The following is a 20,681-nucleotide window of genomic DNA, read 5'->3' as shown; positions in this document are numbered from 1 at the left end:
ATCTTTGCACAATGCAAATACATGTAGTAAAATCTAAAATTCACAGAGTAAAAGTTACAGGCGCAGATCTTAACTATATTGGTAGTATTACTATTGATGAGGACCTTATGGACGCTGCTAACATAATAGAAGGTGAAAAAATACAGATTGTTAATAATAATAATGGAGAGCGTTTAGAAACGTATGCTATACCAGGCCCACGTGGAAGTGGCGAGATCACCTTAAATGGTGCTGCAGCCCGTAAAGTAGCCCCGGGAGATATCCTCATTTTAATTACTTATGCTCTTATGGAGGCTTCTTTAGCTAAAAACTTCAAGCCGGCATTGGTTTTTCCAAATGAAGAAAATAACTTATTAATGTAGTTTGAACACCTCTTTAACCAAATTCTTAAAGATTGCAGTCCCTCTTGGCCTTGGGGTTTTTTTAATTTGGTATTCTTACTCAAGATTTTCTCCTGAACAACTTACCGAGATCAAGTTCCATTTTGAAAATGCCAATTACGGTTTTATAATTTTGGCTGTAACTTTTGGTGTTCTTAGTCATATCTCACGTGCATATCGTTGGAATTTCATGTTGGAGCCTTTAGGATATCAACCTAAATTACTCAATAATTTTATGGCAGTCTATATTGCATATCTTATGAATATATTCATCCCTAAAAGTGGTGAGGTTTCCAGGGCAGTAGTCATTAATAAATATGAAAATGTACCTTTCGACAAAGCATTTGGCACCATTATTTCCGAAAGAGTTATAGATGTGATATTCCTGTTTGGGTTTACTCTTATCGCATTATTACTTCAGTTTGATGTTCTATTTGCGTATTTATCTGAAAATATTCCCGCTTCAAAAATAATGTATGCTTTAGGAGTGTTTGTGGTGCTCATGTTTGTATTACTATTATTCCTGAAGTTTTCAAAATCAAAATGGAAACAAAAGGTAAAACAGTTTTTCAAGGGATTAAAAGATGGGGTTTTTAGTGTTCTTAAAATGAAGAAAAAAAGAGCATTTATTACACATACGTTTATTATCTGGGGATTGTATCTGCTTTCTTTTTATACTGCAACGTTTGCTTTGGAAGAAACTTCAACCATAACCATTGCTACACTTATTATTACTTTTGTAGTAGGAAGTTTTTCTTTTGCATTCACTAATAGTGGCTTTGGGTCATATCCGTTTTTTGTAGCAGGAATTTTAGCCGTTTTTGGTATTTCAGAAACTTTAGGAACTGCCTTTGGATGGATAGTATGGACATCAAATATTGCATCCATTATCTTTTTTGGAGGGCTTTCCTTTTTTATGTTGCCAATTTATAATAGACTCATAAAGTAGTTTTATTCGAAAGTATGCCAATTTCAAAATTTACTATCTTTCCATATTCAAAAAAACCTCTTATGAAGAAATTAATTCTGCTTTCTATCTGCTTTCTAAGTAGTTTTTCATTGCTGTCTCAATCTAAGGTTATTTATGAAGAATTTGATTCGTATAAATTGGATGAGACACGAAAGTTAAAAATTCAACTTCCCCGGGACTATGAGACGAATACAGAAAAAGTATATCCTATTGTGGTAGTGCTTGATGCCAACTACCTTTTTGAACCCGTCGCTGGAAATGTTGATTATTTTGGATATTGGGAAGATATGCCAGAATCCATCGTTGTAGGTATTATGCAGGGAGATGGTCGTTATGAAGATTGTGACTATGATGACACCAATTTTTTACCGGTAGATAAAGGTGCGGATTTCTTTGAATTTATTGGTTTAGAATTAATTCCTTATATCGATGAAAACTTTAGAACTGCTAAGTTTATAATTGCTGTAGGCCACGATTTTACCGCAAACTTTATAAATTATTACCTGTTTAAAGATCCGCCTTTATTCAACGGCTACATAGCTCTAAGCCCTGATCCTGCTCCAATGATGGAAGACCGCCTTCCAGCTCGTATTCCTGAGATAAAATCTAAAATCTTTTATTATCTGGCAACCGGAACAGATGATATAAAAGACTTAATGGAAAATGCAGAACGAACCAATATGTTATTGAAGCATCTAAAAAGTGATAGCTTTAATTATTTCTATGACAATTTTGATGGTGCTACACATTATTCACTAGTAGCTAGAGCTATACCATCGGCAATGGAAAAGATCTTTTCTGTCTATCGCCCCATTAGCAAGCAGGAATATACCGACGTACTTTTAAAGATGGAGACACCCATACACCAATACTTGGTGGATAAATATAAGACCATAGAAGATCTTTTTGGTCTTACCAATACGATTCGGGTGAATGATTTTATCGCTGTGTGTAAAGCTTCAGAAAAGAGAAAACAATGGGAGTCCCTTCGTGACATTGCCACTATGGCAAAAAAACAATATCCGGATACGGTTTTAGGCGATTATTATCTGGCGCGTTATTATGAAGAAACCGGTGACCCTAAAAAAGCAATGCGAACCTATCAAGGAGCTTTCGATAAAGAAGAAGTGGATTTTATTACAATTGACCTGATGCTGGACAAGGCTGATAAGATCAAAGATGATTTTGGATATTAGTTTTATATAAAACAAACCCTCCACAGTATAAACTCTGAAGGGTTCTTTGGTTAGTTAGTTTTATAGTAAGCCTTAATTACTCCTCAATAATATTTTGCTATCTATAGCGCTAAGATATTTTTAAATTATCTTTTATGAAATACGTATTAACACTAATATTTTAGCAAAACTAATTATGGCTAAAACTAAAACCACTTTTTTTTGTCAAAATTGCGGAGCACAATTCGCCAAGTGGCAAGGGCAATGCACCTCATGTAAAGAATGGAACACCATTGCTGAAGAGGTAATACAAAAAGCTGAAAAAGTTTCATGGAAATCAGCTAAAAGCAATACTAAACGTGTTTCCAAACCTCAAAAGATCTCAGAAATTTCCTCTCAAACCGAAACACGGTTAGATACCAAAAACAATGAACTCAACAGAGTTTTAGGAGGTGGCCTGGTCCCTGGATCACTTACTCTTTTGGGAGGTGAACCCGGAATTGGAAAGAGTACATTAATGCTTCAAATTGCATTACAATTACCCTATAAGACCTTATATGTTTCGGGAGAAGAAAGCGCGCAACAAATTAAAATGCGTGCAGACCGCATTCAGCCGGATTCCTCAACTTGTTATATTTTAACCGAAACAAAGACACAAAATATCTTTCGTCAAATAGAAGAAATTGAACCGGATATTATCGTGATAGATTCTATCCAAACCCTCCATACAGATTATATAGAAAGTAGTGCCGGAAGTATTTCACAAATCAGAGAGACCACAACAGAGCTTATTAAATTTGCCAAAGAAACAGCCACCCCTGTTATTTTAATTGGACACATTACCAAAGACGGAAATATTGCAGGGCCCAAAATCCTGGAGCATATGGTAGATATGGTCCTTCAGTTTGAAGGCGATCGTAATCATATTTACAGGATTCTTCGTGCCAATAAAAATCGTTTTGGCAGCACACATGAATTAGGCATATATGAAATGCAAGGTAGTGGCTTACGAGAAGTGAACAATCCCTCAGAAATATTAATCTCAAAGAATGAAGAAGACCTCAGCGGAACAGCAATCTCCGCAACCTTAGAAGGTATGCGTCCGTTAATGATCGAAATTCAGGCACTGGTAAGTACTGCTGTATATGGTACTCCTCAACGCAGTGCAACCGGTTATAATGCGAAACGATTGAATATGATCCTTGCTGTATTGGAAAAACGTGCCGGATTTAAATTGGGAGCGAAAGATGTGTTTTTAAATGTCACCGGAGGAATTACCGTTGATGATCCGGCAATAGATCTGGCTGTTGTAGCTGCAGTGTTATCGTCAAACATTGATATTGCCATTGACAAATCCATGTGTTTTGCAGCAGAAATTGGATTGGCTGGAGAAGTTCGTCCGGTTACAAGGGTGGATCAACGAATTTTAGAAGCACAAAAACTGGGATACACTAGTATTATTATCTCGAAATACTGCAAAATAGAAAGAAGTAATTATACAATTACTATTATCAAAGTTGCAAAAGTACATGATGTGGTGCATCATCTTTTTGGCTAGCTAAGGTGCAGGATTAGGCATTCTACTATGTACTTGTTCAATCTCTCTTAAATTTTCTTGTGAAAGAGTTACATTCACACTATCAATATTCTCCGACAATTGTGCTAATGAAGTTGCACCAATAATTGTAGATGTTACAAATGGTTGTTGTTGCACAAATGCAATACTCATTTGAGCTAAGCTTAAACCATATGCTTCAGCTATTTTACTATATTTTTGTGTTGCTTCAAAAGAACCTTCTCCATGATATCTTGAATAATTGGGGAACAAAGTAACCCTTGCTTTGGCAGGTGTTGCCCCATTCAAATATTTTCCGGAGAGCATTCCAAAAGCTAAAGGAGAATATGGCAGGTAACCTATATTTTCCCGAAGTAGAACTTCTGTTAAACCAACTTCGTCTCGCCTCTGTAATAAGTTATAAGAGTTTTGAACTGATACCATTTTTAATTTTCCTTTGCGATGTTCTTCCATATACCGCATTACTCCAAAAGGTGTTTCGTTGGACAATCCAATATGTCTTACTTTGCCTTGCTTTACAAAGATTTCTAGTCTATCAAGTATCGCTCCTATATTATCTTCCCATTGTTGGTTAACTGCATAATTGTAATCACGAACTCCAAAGATATTTACAGCACGTTCTGGCCAATGTAATTGATATAAATCTATATAATCTGTTTGTAGTCTTTTTAAGCTTTTATGCAGCGCATCTTCTAAAGAATTGACACTAAAATCTAAATGTTTGCGAAGATCTTTAAAAATACCTCTGCCTGGTCCTGTTATTTTTGTAGCTAAGGTAATCTCACTTCGATTGTTGTTTTTTTCCAGCCAGGTTCCTATAAATTTTTCAGTCAACCCTTGTGTTTCCATTGTAAATGGAACAGCATACATCTCTGCGGTATCTATAAAATTAATTCCTTTGTCAATCGCCAAATCTAATTGCTCATGCGCATCATTTTCAGTGTTTTGACGACCAAAAGTCATTGTGCCAAGGCATATTTTACTTACGTTAAGATTAGTGTTAGGGAGTATAGTGTATTTCATATAAAGTTCTCTTGTTGGTTATCAAAGAGACATTTTCACATTAATTATAGTTCGTTTAACAATTTGGAGATCTCGTCCAGTTTCGGTGTAAGGATTACTTCAATTCTCCGGTTCTTTGCTTTCCCTTCAGAGGAGGTATTAGTAGCGATGGGTGCATACTCTCCTCTACCTGCAGCTGTTAAATTATCTTTTGGTATGCCGGAATTTTCAGTTAAAATAGAGACGATAGCAGTTGCTCGTTTTGTAGAAAGGTCCCAGTTATCCTTAATATTTCCACTTCCGCCATAGGGTACATTATCGGTATGTCCTTCTATAAGAACAGCAATTTCCTTATTTTGAGCTAATACCTTTCCTAAAGCTACCACTGCCTCTCTACCTCGGGAATTCACAGCCCAGCTCCCGCTTTCAAATAATAGCTTATTTTCCATGGAAACATATACTTTACCATCGCGCTGTTCTACAGTCAGGCCATTGCCTTCAAAATTTGTAAGTGCTGCCGAAATAGCATCTTTTAAGGCTTTCATTTTTGCATCTTTTGAAGCAATAATACCTTCCAGTTCTTCTACTCGTTTTGATCGTGCTGCTAAATCCTTTTTTAACTTCTCGAGGCGTTCGCTTTCCAGTGCCAGTGCTTTTTCTTTTGCCTCGAGTTGTGTTAACAGGCTCCGGTTACGTTCTAAATTTTCGGTCAATGCAGAAGAGCTATTCGCTTCTAAAGCATCATAAGAGTCTTTTAATCTTTTGTATTTGTTTTCGGAAGCTGCCAGCTCCATTGCAAGGCGGCTTTTATCTGCTTTTAGCGTTTCAATTTCTTTCTGAAGATTTGCAACTGTATATTTTTCTCCATTTCCTTCGGTATCATCCAGTTGAGACATCAGAGATTCATTTTCGGTCTTCAGCAGGTCGTATTTGCTTTTCAGGTCATCATAAATTTTTGAGGAAACGCAGGAAGTAGCCATTGTTGCAATGACTACTGCAAAGAAAATTTGTTTTATAGTTATGTTCATTTTTATGGGGTTGTGGGGTTGTTTTTTAAATTTTCAGAATAAAAAAATTCCATTGTATAATCAGCATACTCCGGCTGACTTATCCCTTCTGAATAATATATATTCTCCGGTTCGTTATATCTGGTACGATACGCTTCATTTATCAATGAGTGGATCTCTAAATTCTTGTTTAGTTTTTCTCCTTTTACTGAAATTATTTTATCGCCGTATTTTAATTGTCCCATTCCGGTCTCAAGAAAAGCCGTAAACCAACTTCTCTTGCTTTTATTCCAGCTTCTGGCAAAAATTCGTTCATTTACAGTAACCATCCAAATTTCCAGAAAAGTATCTCTTTGTACTCCTCCTTTAATTTCGACATAATTATGTGCCTTCATGTGAGTATAAAGATCTTTTGGAAAACTCATACCTCTAAAATTTCAATTCTACCAGATGTGGGCAATGGTCACTATGATATGCTTCGGGTAATATAACGGCTCGTTTTAAATTTTCTTGCAATGGCTGTGCAACCATATTATAGTCAATACGCCAACCTTTGTTATTTGCGCGAGAATTTGCCCGATAGCTCCACCAGGTGTAGTTGTGAGGTTCTTTATTGAAATAACGGAAAGAATCTATAAATCCACTTCCAATAAAATTACCAATCCACTCGCGCTCTACCGGAAGGAAACCCGAAACATTTTTATTTCGAACCGGGTCATGTATATCTATTGCTTCATGACAAATGTTATAATCCCCACAAATTACCAGGTTGGGAATTTCCTTTTTAAGTTGATCTATGTATTCCTGAAAGTCATCCATATATTTCAACTTATTTGCTATTCGAGCTTCATTGCTCCCACTGGGAAGGTATAAGCTCATTATCGATACATTTTCAAAATCCAGACGAATATTACGGCCTTCAAAATCCATATAATCTATCCCGGTGCCATATTCCACATGTTTAGGAGCTGTTTTTGAAAAAATTGCTACACCACTATACCCCTTCTTTTGCGCACTGTACCAATAATGATGTGGATATCCTGCATTTTCAATTTCGGCAACTTCAACCTGATCAATATTTGCTTTGGTTTCCTGAATACAAATAACATCTGGATTTGCAGTTTGAAGCCATTCAATGAACCCTTTTCTCATTGCTGCCCGAATACCATTTACATTGTATGAAATTATCTTCATATAAGCTGTTTTATATAATTCCCACTAAATTAAATAACATTGTATTTTTACAATGAACATCGCCAAAAAGATTTTAAAAAACAATCAACAAAATAAACAGCGCTGTGTTAAGTTGTATACCTAATGAAGTTATATCTTACTCTTTTATTGTTCTTTGTTGCTAGTTTAGGCTTTGCACAAGATATTTCTTCAAATTATCGCAGCAAAAAAGTAGCCATAAGTGATACAATTGTTGTTGACAGTGTAAGTATTAATCCGACGCGATTTCAAATAATAGGTAACACAGGAGAAATACTGGATTCTTTAGGTTATAAAATTGACTACAAAAAAGCAATCCTTATCCTTTCTCAAGATGTAAAACAATCTCAGGATTCAATTACGGTAAATTATCTCCGTTATCCCAATTTCTTAACCAAGGATTATTATGAATTCGATTCCAAAATTATTGTTGAAAATTCCGGAGCTATCGATAAATTATACTCTTTGGAAGAAAGTACTGCACAAAGAGAATTTACTCCTTTTGAAGGATTAAACACTGTGGGTAGTATCTCCAGAGGAGTTACAATTGGTAACAATCAAAACGCTGTTGTAAATTCTCAACTGGATTTACAGATCACCGGAAGATTAAGTGATAAAGTTTCCATAAGAGCTTCTATACAAGATGCTAATATACCTACTCAGGAAGGAGGTTACTCCCAGAGTCTGGATGAGTTCGACCAAATCTTTATAGAGCTATATGGCAAAAGTTGGAACATACGTGCCGGAGATGTTGACCTTCAAAATCAAGATAGCTATTTTGGAAAATTCAATAAAAAGGTACAGGGTATTTCTTTAGGTGGAACCTTTGCACATAATGATGGTTCTAAAACAAGTGCTTTCGCTTCCGGGGCGTTGGTGCGAGGGGTCTTTGCCGAAAGTAAATTCACCGGTCAGGAAGGTAACCAAGGGCCATATAAATTAGTAGGGCCTAATGGCGAGCTCTTTATTTTAATTGTTTCGGGGAGTGAGCGTGTGTATGTTAATGGTTTGCTTTTAAAACGTGGAGAAAATGAAGATTATGTGATTGATTACAATGCGGGAGAGCTGAAATTTAACCCTACTTACCCTATCAATGCCAATATGAGAATTAGTGTAGAGTATCAATATACAGATAGGAACTATACACGATTCATTGGATATGGAGGAGGAAACTACAGTAATGATAAACTAGATCTGGGTGTTTATCTTTATTCTGAAAGTGATGCTAAAAACCAGCCTTTACAGCAAAACTTATCTGAAGAACAGGTAACGATCTTACAAGCTGCAGGAGACAATATGGAAGCAATGACTGCTCCCTCTGCAGTGCCGGATACATATTCGGAAAATAAAATTCTATATAAGAAAGAAACTGTAAACGGTGTTGAAGTATTTGTTTTTTCCAGCAACCCAAATGATGAATTGTTTAATGTTCGATTTACGCTTGTGGGTGACACTATGGGGAATTATATTGTTAGTGATAATAGTGCCATTAGCCGGATCTTTGAATATATCCCTCCCGTAAACGGAGTGCCACAAGGCAATTACGAACCTATTATTCAATTAACGGCTCCTACCAGATTGCAGATTGGAGGCATTAACGGCAGTTACCATCCTTCTGAAAAGACAAATATTGCTTTTGAGGTAGCGGGAAGTAAAAATGACCTTAATTTATTCTCTGGAATCAATGATGGAAACAATGAAGGATTTGCAGGCAGGATCGCTGCACAGCAAACCCTTATCACGACTACAGATTCATTAAAAATAAACGGCTTTGCGTCAATGGACTATGTGAATAAAGATTTCAGGAATATTGAAAGAGTTTACAACATAGAATTTAATCGTGACTGGAACCTTATAAATCCTTTGGGGAATCAAACATTCTTAATTTCAGGAATAGAGATTTTTCATCCTAAGAACGGGGGTGGGCGGTATGAGTTTCAGAATCTGGAATTTTCAGAAAACTTTAGTGGCTCACGACAAGTAATGACTTCTAATATGCTGTTCGGTAAATTAAAAATTCAAACTCATGGAAGTTATTTAAAAAGTACAGGCGATTCTCTGGATTCAAAATTCTTTAGGTTAAATAATACTACTGTATATGGTCTAAAAAAAGTCTGGATAGGTGGAAAAGTGAGCTTTGAAGACAATCAGATGCGTAATATCCGTAATGACAGTTTAACACTTGCGACCCAAAAATATAATGCATTTGAAATATTTTCGGGTATTGGCGACAGCACTAAGATTTTCGTAGAGGCCGGATACAGATTTCAGGTTAATGACAGTATTCGTAATTCGGTTTTACAAAAAGTAAATACCTCTAACACCTATTTTGTAAAATCACGGCTCATCAATAGTAAAAACTCAAAACTCTCTTTGTTTGCAAACTATCGTGTTTTAAAAGATGAAGATGGGGATGATCCCGATGAGAAATCACTTAATTCACAAATACTATATAATCAAACTCTACTTAATGGAGGCATCAATATTAATACATCCTTAGCTTCAAACAATGGGGTTATTCCCCAACAGGAATTTACCTATGTGAAAGTAGAACCGGGAGAGGGTGTTTTTACATGGATAGATTACAACAATGATGGAATACAGGATCTGGAAGAATTTGAAATAGCTCAGTTTCAGGACGAAGCAGAGTATGTCCGTATTTTGTTGCCTAACCAGATTTTTCTAAAGATCAGGGAAAATAAGTTCAGTCAGATTATTACGCTAAATCCAAGATCTTGGGAAAACAGTAAAGGGTTTAAAAAATTCTTATCGCATTTCTATAACCAAACATCTTATGTGTTAGATAGAAAAGTAGAACGAAAAAGTGACGGCTTAAATATCAACCCTTTTGAAGATGGTGGTGATGAGCAACTAGGCTTGGTTTCAAATTTCAGAAATGCATTATTTTTTAATCGTGGAAAACAAAAATATACCACAAGCTATAGTTATATTACAACATCAAGCAACAATCTACTTTCTTTAGGGTTACAAAAAAACAAACTGGAAAGCCACCAATTAAACTTTAACCACAAATTTTGGGAAAGCTGGCTGGCTAACCTTAAAGGAGCTTTGGGGACGAATAAAAGTATTTCTGAAAATTTTGTTTCGAGGAATTATACTCTGGACACCTATGAAATTGCCCCTAAAATTTCTTATCTATTAAATTCAAAAACCCGTTTTGATGTGTTTTACAGGTTTTTAAATAAAGACAACTCTTTGGGAGAAATGGAGCAATTGGATCAACAAAAAATAGGAGTATCCTTTGCTTATAGTAATGAGCAAAAAATTTCTGTAAACGGAGAGTTTAATTTTATAAGCAATGCTTTTACAGGAAGTGCTTTTTCGCCTGTAGCGTATCAAATGCTGGAGGGACTACAACCTGGCACCAACTTCACCTGGAATTTGCTGCTTCAAAAAAGGATCACCAAATATTTAGATGCCAATCTTTCGTACTTTGGAAGAAAAAGTGAAAACTCTAAAACCATACATACCGGAAGTATTCAGCTTAGAGCATTTTTCTAATAAAAAAAGTCCTCAATTACTTGAGGACTTTTCTTTTTAAATAGAACTTTATTTCAGAAAAGGTTATTTAACAACAATACGTTTTACTTTTCCTCCATTTGCAGTTCCTAGTTTCACTAAGTATACACCACTGGAAGCGTAAGACATATCTAGTTGGTAGTTATAAGAATCATTTTCTTTCTCTACCCTGTAATAAAGTAATCTTTGCCCCAATACATTGTAAACCTGTAGGTCAAGCTTATCATCGTAACTGGTATTACTTAACGTTACATCAAAAATATTCTTTGCTGTTTCAATAACAGTGAAGTCTGCATCGGCCAGTACATTATCATTAACACCTAAAGTACCAATGTTTGCAGAATAGTCTTCGGTCTCACCATACTGAGTTTCTTCACAGGCATCAGCAGGTACCGGAGCATCCCAATTTGTTTTTGCCCTCATAATATGTTGCCCAACAGCAGCTCCTGCAGGAATTACTAAATCCATTGTTTCAGTATAAGTTCCGCCTGCCTGGCCATTGGCAATCTCATAGTTGTCCACAACTACTTCATTAGAAGTAAATACAAAGTCATCATTAAAATCGATCCATACAGTTACAAATTGATCTCCATATCCTGTAGTTACCGTAAGTTCGTAAGTAGTATCTTGTTCCATATTAGCGACAAGGTTGGTAAAATCACCATACCCTTCACAAGCAGATGGGTTATTGATATTGGATACACTAAATAACTGGAATCCATCACCAAGAGAACAATCTGCAGTTGGCTGACAGTTTGAATTAACAACTACTACAGAAGTTTCATCGTTAGCAGTATCACTATCTCCAGCTAAAGAAGTAGTAGCACTTAAATTATAAGATCCAAGAGCAGAGAAATCACCTGTCTGAGTAAATGTATATGACATTGATGTATTCCCGGGAAGTGGTCCAGCAACAACTTCTGTTACATCATTACCATCTAAATTGTATGTTACATCAAAATTAGATTGTGTAGCTCCGCCAAAGTTATTGATCGAAACAGTAATTGGTTCTGCATTAGTCAGACCAACTCCTGAAGTTGGTGAACTAATAGAAACTACCCCCAGATCATTTGGTTGCAAGTGAGTCACATCTACCGTAATTTCATCGTTAGTATTATCCTCATCTGCTCCATATACAGTACCTACAGTAATAGAGTAGGTTTGTCCAACAGTAGATAAATCTGCTGTTGCGGCAAATGTAAACTGTGCAGATGTTGATGTTGGAATAGTCCCTACAAAAGGTTCTGAAACTACAAGGCCTCCATCTATCTGGAAGGTTACATTGAATCCTGAAGCATCAAGTTGACCATAATTAAAGATGGTAACCGTAACTGTTTCAGCATTGGTAAGTGTTCCTGTAACCGGGGTATCCAAATTCACTGCACCAAGGTCATTATTAAAATTAGGTGCAATTTTAAATACTCCAACAACATTAGCTCCGCCATTATTCATATATTCATTGATAAACCAGAATGTTTTATCGTCATTAGGGTCTACGTCTATTTTACTATAATCCCCGTAGCGAAATCCTGGAATATTTTGATTACCGTTTGCAATTAACTCTTCAGCAATAGTCATCGTATTGATAGGATCTGCTGCAAATCTTCCTGTATAGTAAGAACTTACTTGTATTGGATTAGGATCATTAGGGTCTATGGTCATCCCTGAGTATCCCATACCAATATTCCCCTGTACGTCCATCATCATACTTGCGTGCCATGCATGTTTGTCTCCGGGAGCTGTATAGGTACCTTCCTGAAAAATACTCCACGGCTGTCCATCGCCTGCCTGACGTAATTCATACCAGCGAACAGCTGCATGCTCTCCGGTAGTAGCATCTACATCTATCACGAAGTTAAATACCGCTGAATTGTGCCCGGCAAATTTTCTAAACTGAGCCTGATTCATAATGGTAGCCTGTAATGCGTCAATTGGTGTTCCTCCACCAGGTTGAGTTAAGTTAGAAAAACTACCCCCATCAAAAACAGAAATATATGGTGTTGTTACAAGTTCATTAGGTGCAGAAATAGTTGAATTTCCTGGTGTTGCCCAGTCAACATCAATAGTCCATACCTTAATATGATCTGTTGCTACACCGCCCCATGCATCATCTTGTAAATAAATAATAGGTGCACTTCCTGCAGCCGGCATATTTCCATCACTTACGTTAAGTGCTTGCGGGCTGTAAAAACCACTGGTTGCAATTCCGGTTAAGTCAAATCCTTGAATACCTGCTGCTGCGTTTCCGGCTAGCATCTCATCTCTTTCCAATGCCCACACTTTATTGCTAGAGGAAGTATTATCGGTGATATAATATCCGTCACTCCATATTGAAAGCTTCTGGTAATCATTGATCTGAGGAATGCTGTATAAATACCAGCTTGATGTAATTGGGTCAGGTCCGTCGGAAACAGCTATTTCAGCTCCTGCGCCTACAAATAAATAGGTAACTACCCATCTGTCTGCTGCATTGTCATAAGATACGGTAAGGTCACAACAACCTCCGTTAGAAAAAATATTGTTCACGTTAAGAGGTCCTGTTAAATCAACTCCCGCTTTATCGTAAATCATAAAGCCAGTGTTATAAACCATAAAAACATGATTTGGTCCAACGCCTAATGAAGGGTCAGATGGTGGGCCTACAGTATTGTTAAGATCAAACACTAAAGAAGGAGCTTTTCCTTGTAGTTTTTGAGTTAAAGGATCTTGATTTCTAAAAAAGTAATCATCTTCTGTTTGTTTATCTTTCCCAATTATAACTTTATTTCTTGAAGATCTTCCGTCTTTAGGTTCTTCGGTTAAAGGTATTGCAGGATTTAGGGTCGTTTTAGATGCCAAAGGAGGCACTATTCTCATTGAGCCAACTGTTCCAACATATGAGGCGCCGGCTTCTTGATTTTCTTGTGCATTTGCCGTAAAAATAAAAGCAAAAAGCAACAATACTAGAGAAATTTTTGATTTCATAAAATAAGGGTTTATATAAATAAATAATTTAAGGGTTTCTAAAGTACCAACAATTTTTAAATATACAATGGCAATTTTTGATAAATTATTAATCACAACACATTGACTATTAAATAGTTATTAATTTTATTCCCTATTAGGTTAATAGGGACTTCTGGTTAAAAAGGGAAAAGGTTTTTAACTATAGTTATTAAGCGGCACATTATTTGTAATTTAACAACATGTAAAACACTAAAAATTATAATTATGACATTTATTAAAACCTCATTAGCAATTTTGTCTTTAGCGATAATGTCTTGTGGCTCAGCTAACATCGATAAAAATTCTTCTTCTGAAACAGAAACTGCTAAGGAAGCTAAAAAAATGATGGAAGCCGGTTACAAAAAAGCTACCATTATAGCTTCTACGAAAGAAGGTGATTGTCCTTTTACGTTACAAATGGAAGATGATGTGCCATATTTGTTAGATCCTATTAATCTTGATGAAAGCTATAAGAGTAATGGAATGAAGGTTTGGGTTACATATAGTGGACTTCGAATGATGAATCGTTGTGATAATGCTACTCCGGTTAGCATCAAGGATATACAAAAAAGAGCGGAGTAAAACTCCGCTCTAATATTTTATTATAACAATTCTTAAAAAATTACTTAACAATTATTTTTTTCGAATTACCTGCCTTATTGTTTCCTAGTCTAACTATATAAACTCCGGAAGCAGCATAAGACATATCCAGATTATAGAAATACCCTTTTCCATTTTCATTATCAATATTATAGTTTAATAATGTTTGTCCAAGAATATTAGTAACAGTTAAAGTTAGAGGTTCTGTAATTGTAGTTTTTAATGATACATCAAAATGATTATTCCCTTTATCAACAATCATTAGGTCAGAATCCTTAACAACATTGTCTTCAGTACCTAAAGTAGTGTTGGTAATGCTCTTCGTTGTACTATCATTTGAATTTTCCTGGTCACCAGCAAGGTTTGTAGTAACTTCTACAACATATGTCTGACCGGGAGTAGAAAAATCTCCAGTCGCAGTAAATGTATATTGAGCAGATGCAGATGCAGCTAACGGTCCTGCAAACACTTCATCAGCAATACTATTTCCATCAATTGTTAAGTTTACCGGAATATTTGATTGTGGATCAATACCATAGTTAAAAATAGTAACAGTTACTGATTCTGCACTGGTTAATGCACCATCTACAGGTGCGTCTATACTAATAGCACCTACATCATCTGCAAGACTAGGAGCAATTTGGAAAACACCTACGTGATCTCTTCTTCCCGGGTTTGCAATTTCATTGATAAACCAGAATGTTTTATCATCTGCAGGATCAACATCAATTTTTGAATAATCCCCGTATCTGAAATTTGGAATATTATTAGTTCCCGCTTTGATCAAAGTTTCTGCAACAGTCATAGTTCCTGCAGGATCTGCAGCAAATCTTCCCGTATAATAAGAACTCACTCTAAAGTCTGTTGGGTTTGGAGTAGTTGGACCTGCCATACTCGTATATCCCATACCTATATTCCCTTGATCATCCATAGCTAAACTAGCGTGCCATGCATGTCTTCCGTCCGGAGCAGTATAAGTACCTTCCTGGAATAAGGTCCAAGGTTGGTTATCTGCTGTTTGGCGAAACTCCATCCAGCGTACACCCGCAAGTTCAACAGCCGAAGCATCTGTATCTACCACAAAGTTGAATAGTGCGGAATTATATCCCGGGAATTTTTTAAACTGTGCCTGATTCATAATAGTCGCCTGTAAAGCATCTATCGAAGCTCCGCCTCCAGGCTGTGACAAATTAGAGAAGCTTCCTCCGTCAAATACTGAGATATAAGGAGTTAAAGCTATCTCTGTAGCAGCTGAGACTGTCGAATTTCCAGGAGTTGCCCAGTCTACATCTATTGTCCAATATTTTACGTGATCTGTTGCTACTCCACCCCAGGCATCATCCTGTAAGTATACAATAGTTGCACCTCCGGCTGCTGGCATATTATCATCGGTAACGTTAAGCGCTTGTGGACTATAGAAACCACTCGTTGCTATCCCCGGAAGGTTAAACGTCTGAACTCCTGCAGCAGGATTTCCCAAAAGCATTTCGGCTCTCTCTAAAGCCCATACTCTGTTAGATCCTCCTACATTAGCAGTTACATAATATCCATCGCTCCATACTGAAAGTTTATTGTAGTCATTTACATTAGGTATGGTATAAACATACCATCCATCGTTTACAGGATCAGGGCCATCAGATACAGCAACTTGAATTTGTCCGTTGCTGGACCACAAATAACTTAACACCCATCTATCTGCAGCTGCGTCATAAGACACGGTAAGGTCACAACAACCTCCACCAGAAAATATATTAGTTACTCCTAACTGACCAGTTAATGGGGTTCCTGTCTTATCAAAAATTCTAAATCCTGTGTTAAATACAGATACCACATGATTAGGGCCTACACCTAACGAAGGATCTGTAGGAGAAGAACCCGAAGCAGAAGCTTCAAATTCAAAAAGTAAAGCTCTGCTTTGTATTTTTCCTGTTAAAGGATGAGGATTACTAGCCAAATAATCGTTTTCAGTTTGAGGGTCTTTACCAATTATAACCGGGTTTTGACCAGATCTTTTGTCTTTTGCCTCTTTTAAAGAAGTATCCGCAGGTTCTAGATACTCTTTTGAGGCCAATGATGGAACATACATCATAGATTCCACTGTTCCGGAATAAATTGCCTTTTGCTCCTTGTTTTCTTGTGCCTTTGCTGTGAAAACAACAGCAAAAAATAGCACTAGTAGAGAAATTTTAGATTTCATAAATAAGTTTTTTAGTAAATAATTTAGTTTTAAGATTTTTTAAAAGGGTTCCTAAATTACCAACTATTTTTTAATATACAAGAGAAATTTTTGAGAAATTGTTTTTTATCCATTGATTATTAAATTATTACACCTATACTTAATTACTGGGTTTATAAGGATTCTTGCTTAAACAAGTAAAAAAATGATGAAAAGTTTTTACAAAAAAAGCGGAGTTTCCTCCGCTTTTTAAATTTCTAAATGAATTCTGAAAAGATTTATTTTACAATAATCTTTGCAGTTTTCTCAATGGATGTATCTCCTATTTTTATTAAATAAACTCCACTGGCAACATAAGACATATCCAATGAATATGTAAACTTATTGCCTTCATTAACAAGATTATTAAATACAAGTATTTTACCGGTAACGTCATATACGCTAAGAGGTAATACTTCATTGTAATTAGTATTCAAGACAATATCAAATTTCTTATTGTCTGTAGAAGACACAATCAATTCGGCATTGGCAATTTCAAGATCTCCAACAGATAGTACGCCGTCATTTTTAGGATTTTCAGCATAAAAATCATTATCGGTGAAATTATCTCCTACTAAGTTTGTTTCAGTTTCAATTCTATATAATTGCCCGGGAGTAGATAAATCTGCCTGAACCGTAAAAGTATATGTGTCTGTTGCTCCAGGAGCAATAGATCCCGTATATACCTCACTAACAGGGGTCCCACCATCAATGCTATACGTTACCGGAATATTGGTTTGTGTTGATGTACCATAGTTTTCGATTGTAATGGTAATATCTTCCGTAGCAGTTAAAGCTCCACTATTAGGTAAAATATCTACTATGGCTACATCATCTGCCGGTAATGTGTTTTCCAGATTAAATGCCCCAACAACATCTCTTCTACTAGGGTTGAAATATTCAGCAATATGCCAAAAATCTCTATCATTCTCTGGATCTACTGTTAAATGTACATAGTCTGCGAATCTAAGATTAGGGCTATTTGCAGTACTTTGGCCAATCAAACCTTCAGCAACGGACATTGTTCCCGGAGCATCTCCTTGTAATCTCCCTGTATATCTAATGGAGATCATATCGGTTGTACTTACAGAACTATATCCCATTCCAATATTACCATAAATATCCATTGCCATACTTCCTGAAAATGCATGCCTTCCTGAAGGAGCAGTATATGTTCCTTCCTGATGGATCGTCCATGGCATTCCGGATTCTGTTTGGCGTAATTCATACCAGCGAATACCAGCCAGCTCACCGGCAGTTGGGTCTGTATCTACTACAAAATTGAATACGGCAGAGTTATATCCGTCAAATTGTCTAAATTGTGCCTGGTTCATAATAGTAGCTTGTAAAGCATCAATATCCGGGCCTCCCGGCTGACTTAAATTTGAAAAGCTACCTCCGTCAAAAACACTAATAAAATCTGTAGTTGCAAGTTCCTGCGCTGTGGAAATTGTAGAATTTCCCGGTGTTTCCCAATCTACATTAATAGTCCATATTTTTAGATGATCTGTTGCAACACCTGCCCATGCATCGTCTTGCAAGTATACCACATTAAAGTTTCCGGGTTTTGGATGAGACCCTGCAGTATGGTGAAATCCTTGTGGGCTAAAAAATCCGCTGGTTTGAATCCCAGTTAGGTTAAAAAATTGAAACTGGGCTGTATCGCCTGTCAACATTTTCTCACGCTCTACTGCAAAAACTCTTCTGTTACCAATATTAGCTGTAACATAATATCCATCAGGCCAAACAGAGAATTTTGTATAATCAGGAAAGCTTCCTGTTCCAAAACCGGTCGTATAAATATACCAATCGTCGTTTACTGGGTCTGGACCTTGACAAACAGCAACATTAAATCCGTTTGGTGAAGAATCAAATTCAGTGATAAGGAATCGATCTGCCATTTGGTCATAGATAACAATAGGATCTCCAATGTTATTCCCCGGGAATAATGTAGATAGAGAAGCTTCCGGAGTTAATGGGTTTCCAGATTTATCAAATATTCTGAAAGCCGAATTCCACGCACCTATATAATGGTTAGGTCCAATTGCACCGGTAGGGTCTGAAGGTGTTGCCTGTGAAATATCTGCCTCAAAAGTAAGGAATGGAGGGTTTGCCATTCTTGTAGGAGGTGTTGTTTGTAATGCCAGATCCGGCCCCATAGAACCTTTTCCAGGAATTACTCTATTTCCATATTGCCTTTTAGGTCTTCCTTCTGTAGGTGTATTGTCTGCGAGTACTAATGTCCCGTTTTGGATTTGTTTGGCAATACTGGGAACATAAATGGGATCCGCCAATATTCCTGTTTCATCAGCTCCTGTATTTACAGTTTGCTGTGCATACACAGAACCTGTAAAAGCTACCAAGAGCAGTACAAAAAAATAATTTCTTAATTTCATAGAGTTGTTTTTTTAAATTATAAATGTATTAAGTTTATAAAAATAACAATTCCAACTCTTTTAAAAAAAGAAAACGCCCTAATTTATTGCAGCCAGGTCTTGTATGAAACGCTTTCGCTTATTTTTTTTGAGATTTCCTGAATAGAAATCCGTTCTTGTTTCATAGTATCTCTATAACGTATGGTAACTGTTTGGTCCTCTTTTGTTTGATGATCTACAGTAATACAAAAAGGCGTCCCTGCCGCATCTTGGCGACGATAGCGCCTTCCTACTGCGTCTTTTTCATCATAAATCACATTGTAGTCCCATTTTAAAGTATCAATAATTGATTGAGCTATTTCCGGTAAACCGTCTCTTTTAATCAAAGGCAATACAGCTGCTTTTACAGGTGCTAAAATTGAGGGTAATTTAAGTACGGTTCGGGTACTACCATCTTCTAAGTTTTCTTCCTGAAGTGAATTACTTAGAACCGCAAGGAACATTCTATCCAGACCAATAGATGTTTCCACTACATAAGGAGTGTAGTTTTTATTTAATTCAGGATCAAAAAACTGTAATTTTTTACCACTGTATTCTTCGTGTGCTTTAAGGTCGAAATCTGTACGGGAATGTATTCCTTCTAATTCTTTAAACCCAAAAGGGAATTTAAATTCTATATCTGCTGCTGCATTTGCATAATGGGCTAATTTCTCATGGTCATGAAAGCGATAGTTTTCTTTCCCTAATCCTAAAGAATGATGCCAGTTTAAACGTGTTTCTTTCCAGTATTCATACCACTTCATTTCTTCACCTGGACGTACAAAAAACTGCATTTCCATTTGCTCAAACTCACGCATTCTAAAGATAAATTGTCTTGCTACAATTTCATTACGGAAAGCTTTCCCGGTTTGTGCAATTCCAAATGGAATTTTCATTCTACCTGTTTTTTGCACATTTAAGAAATTCACAAAAATTCCCTGAGCAGTTTCAGGGCGAAGGTATAAATTGGTAGCACTTTCGGCCGAAGCTCCTAACTTAGTTCCAAACATCAAATTAAACTGCCGTACTTCAGTCCAGTTCTTACTACCTGTTTCGGGGTCAGCAATTCCCAGTTCTTCGATGAGTGCCTTAACATCTGCCAGATCTTCAGCATCTAAAGCTCGAGCCATCCGCTCTAAGACTTCTCTTTGTTTTGCTTTATATCCAATTACACGTTCGTTAGTGGTCACATATTGTTCTTCATCAAAGCTTTCTCCAAAGCGTTTGCGGGCTTTTTCTATTTCCTTTTGTGCTTTTTGATTCAGTTTTTCTGCATAATCCTCGATTAACACATCTGCACGATAGCGTTTCTTTGAGTCTTTATTATCGATCAATGGATCATTAAAAGCATCTACGTGACCTGAAGCTTTCCATGTCGTAGGGTGCATTAAAATAGCAGCGTCTATCCCCACAATGTTTTGGTGCATATATACCATACTTCGCCACCAATACTCACGTATGTTCTTTTTAAGTTCTACACCGTTTTGTGCATAGTCATACACAGCGCTAAGGCCATCGTAAATTTCACTCGATGCAAAAATGTAACCATACTCTTTTGCGTGCGATACTACTTTTTTAAATTGATCTTCATTGTTTGCCATAGCG

At 36.6% G+C, this 20,681-nt stretch carries 14 protein-coding genes; 6 read left to right on the top strand and 8 right to left on the bottom strand.

The window, feature by feature from the left end; translation table 11 throughout:
- Positions 1 to 11 precede the first annotated feature (11 nt).
- The 4 genes from panD to radA all read left to right on the top strand — a co-directional run bounded on the left by panD (position 12) and on the right by radA (position 4,083).
- Entirely contained in the window at positions 12 to 362 is a 351-nt protein-coding gene (gene panD / locus ACY2RT_RS07470; protein ID WP_490155277.1) for an aspartate 1-decarboxylase, read from the top strand.
- A gap of 1 nt (position 363) precedes the next feature.
- Positions 364 to 1,329: a lysylphosphatidylglycerol synthase transmembrane domain-containing protein gene (locus ACY2RT_RS07465; RefSeq protein WP_490155276.1), complete on the top strand. Its 966-nt coding sequence runs from the start codon at positions 364 to 366 to the stop codon at positions 1,327 to 1,329.
- A gap of 62 nt (positions 1,330 to 1,391) precedes the next feature.
- Positions 1,392 to 2,546 (top strand): alpha/beta hydrolase, encoded by a 1,155-nt coding sequence (locus ACY2RT_RS07460; RefSeq protein WP_490155275.1) that lies wholly within the window; start codon positions 1,392 to 1,394, stop codon positions 2,544 to 2,546.
- 175 nt (positions 2,547 to 2,721) lie between these two features.
- Positions 2,722 to 4,083, top strand: a complete 1,362-nt coding sequence (gene radA, locus ACY2RT_RS07455) for a DNA repair protein RadA (protein WP_490155274.1) — start codon at positions 2,722 to 2,724, stop codon at positions 4,081 to 4,083.
- On the opposite strand, the gene ACY2RT_RS07450 is transcribed toward radA, so the two are convergent.
- The 4 genes from ACY2RT_RS07450 to ACY2RT_RS07435 are packed head-to-tail and all read right to left on the bottom strand — an operon-like array spanning position 4,084 to position 7,304.
- Positions 4,084 to 5,124 (bottom strand): aldo/keto reductase, encoded by a 1,041-nt coding sequence (locus tag ACY2RT_RS07450; protein ID WP_490155273.1) that lies wholly within the window; start codon positions 5,122 to 5,124, stop codon positions 4,084 to 4,086.
- A gap of 44 nt (positions 5,125 to 5,168) precedes the next feature.
- A complete protein-coding gene (locus tag ACY2RT_RS07445) occupies positions 5,169 to 6,131 on the bottom strand; it encodes an OmpA/MotB family protein (protein ID WP_490155272.1) in 963 nt (320 codons plus the stop codon).
- A gap of 2 nt (positions 6,132 to 6,133) precedes the next feature.
- Positions 6,134 to 6,535: a DUF2255 family protein gene (locus ACY2RT_RS07440; RefSeq protein ID WP_490155271.1), complete on the bottom strand. Its 402-nt coding sequence runs from the start codon at positions 6,533 to 6,535 to the stop codon at positions 6,134 to 6,136.
- 4 nt (positions 6,536 to 6,539) lie between these two features.
- Positions 6,540 to 7,304, bottom strand: a complete 765-nt coding sequence (locus tag ACY2RT_RS07435) for an exodeoxyribonuclease III (RefSeq protein ID WP_490155270.1) — start codon at positions 7,302 to 7,304, stop codon at positions 6,540 to 6,542.
- Positions 7,305 to 7,427: 123 nt separating this feature from the next.
- Between ACY2RT_RS07435 and ACY2RT_RS07430 the strand changes: the two genes are divergently transcribed.
- Positions 7,428 to 10,844, top strand: coding sequence for a DUF8818 domain-containing protein (locus tag ACY2RT_RS07430; protein WP_490155269.1), 3,417 nt, complete (start codon positions 7,428 to 7,430; stop codon positions 10,842 to 10,844).
- Between the two features lie 63 nt (positions 10,845 to 10,907).
- On the opposite strand, the gene ACY2RT_RS07425 is transcribed toward ACY2RT_RS07430, so the two are convergent.
- Positions 10,908 to 13,826, bottom strand: coding sequence for a GEVED domain-containing protein (locus ACY2RT_RS07425; protein ID WP_490155268.1), 2,919 nt, complete (start codon positions 13,824 to 13,826; stop codon positions 10,908 to 10,910).
- Between the two features lie 246 nt (positions 13,827 to 14,072).
- On the opposite strand from ACY2RT_RS07425, the gene ACY2RT_RS07420 reads away from it, so the two are divergent.
- Positions 14,073 to 14,429, top strand: a complete 357-nt coding sequence (locus tag ACY2RT_RS07420) for a hypothetical protein (RefSeq protein WP_490155267.1) — start codon at positions 14,073 to 14,075, stop codon at positions 14,427 to 14,429.
- 40 nt (positions 14,430 to 14,469) lie between these two features.
- Here ACY2RT_RS07420 and ACY2RT_RS07415 read toward each other — a convergent pair whose 3' ends face one another.
- The 3 genes from ACY2RT_RS07415 to ACY2RT_RS07405 form a co-directional block, all read right to left on the bottom strand.
- A complete protein-coding gene (locus tag ACY2RT_RS07415; RefSeq protein WP_490155266.1) occupies positions 14,470 to 16,644 on the bottom strand; it encodes a T9SS type A sorting domain-containing protein in 2,175 nt (724 codons plus the stop codon).
- A gap of 257 nt (positions 16,645 to 16,901) precedes the next feature.
- Positions 16,902 to 19,058 carry a T9SS type A sorting domain-containing protein gene (locus ACY2RT_RS07410; RefSeq protein ID WP_490155265.1) on the bottom strand — a complete coding sequence of 719 codons (2,157 nt, stop codon included), beginning with the start codon at positions 19,056 to 19,058 and terminating at the stop codon, positions 16,902 to 16,904.
- An 83-nt stretch (positions 19,059 to 19,141) separates the two neighbouring features.
- Positions 19,142 to 20,677 (bottom strand): glycine--tRNA ligase, encoded by a 1,536-nt coding sequence (locus tag ACY2RT_RS07405; RefSeq protein ID WP_490155264.1) that lies wholly within the window; start codon positions 20,675 to 20,677, stop codon positions 19,142 to 19,144.
- Positions 20,678 to 20,681 lie beyond the last annotated feature (4 nt).

It is taken from the genome of Ulvibacter sp. 2210JD10-4, from assembly GCF_058148525.1.
This window is presented reverse-complemented; position numbering and strand designations above follow the sequence as displayed.

Bases quoted from the DNA above. Each gene is read 5' to 3' on its own strand.
- ACY2RT_RS07430 (WP_490155269.1), top strand. From the start codon at position 7,428: ATGAAGTTATATCTTACTCTTTTATTGTTCTTTGTTGCTAGTTTAGGC.
- radA (WP_490155274.1), top strand. From the start codon at position 2,722: ATGGCTAAAACTAAAACCACTTTTTTTTGTCAAAATTGCGGAGCACAA.
- ACY2RT_RS07425 (WP_490155268.1), bottom strand. From the start codon at position 13,826: ATGAAATCAAAAATTTCTCTAGTATTGTTGCTTTTTGCTTTTATTTTT.
- ACY2RT_RS07405 (WP_490155264.1), bottom strand. From the start codon at position 20,677: ATGGCAAACAATGAAGATCAATTTAAAAAAGTAGTATCGCACGCAAAA.
- ACY2RT_RS07440 (WP_490155271.1), bottom strand. From the start codon at position 6,535: ATGAGTTTTCCAAAAGATCTTTATACTCACATGAAGGCACATAATTAT.
- panD (WP_490155277.1), top strand. From the start codon at position 12: ATGCAAATACATGTAGTAAAATCTAAAATTCACAGAGTAAAAGTTACA.
- ACY2RT_RS07435 (WP_490155270.1), bottom strand. From the start codon at position 7,304: ATGAAGATAATTTCATACAATGTAAATGGTATTCGGGCAGCAATGAGA.
- ACY2RT_RS07445 (WP_490155272.1), bottom strand. From the start codon at position 6,131: ATGAACATAACTATAAAACAAATTTTCTTTGCAGTAGTCATTGCAACA.
- ACY2RT_RS07415 (WP_490155266.1), bottom strand. From the start codon at position 16,644: ATGAAATCTAAAATTTCTCTACTAGTGCTATTTTTTGCTGTTGTTTTC.
- ACY2RT_RS07460 (WP_490155275.1), top strand. From the start codon at position 1,392: ATGAAGAAATTAATTCTGCTTTCTATCTGCTTTCTAAGTAGTTTTTCA.
- ACY2RT_RS07450 (WP_490155273.1), bottom strand. From the start codon at position 5,124: ATGAAATACACTATACTCCCTAACACTAATCTTAACGTAAGTAAAATA.
- ACY2RT_RS07420 (WP_490155267.1), top strand. From the start codon at position 14,073: ATGACATTTATTAAAACCTCATTAGCAATTTTGTCTTTAGCGATAATG.
- ACY2RT_RS07410 (WP_490155265.1), bottom strand. From the start codon at position 19,058: ATGAAATTAAGAAATTATTTTTTTGTACTGCTCTTGGTAGCTTTTACA.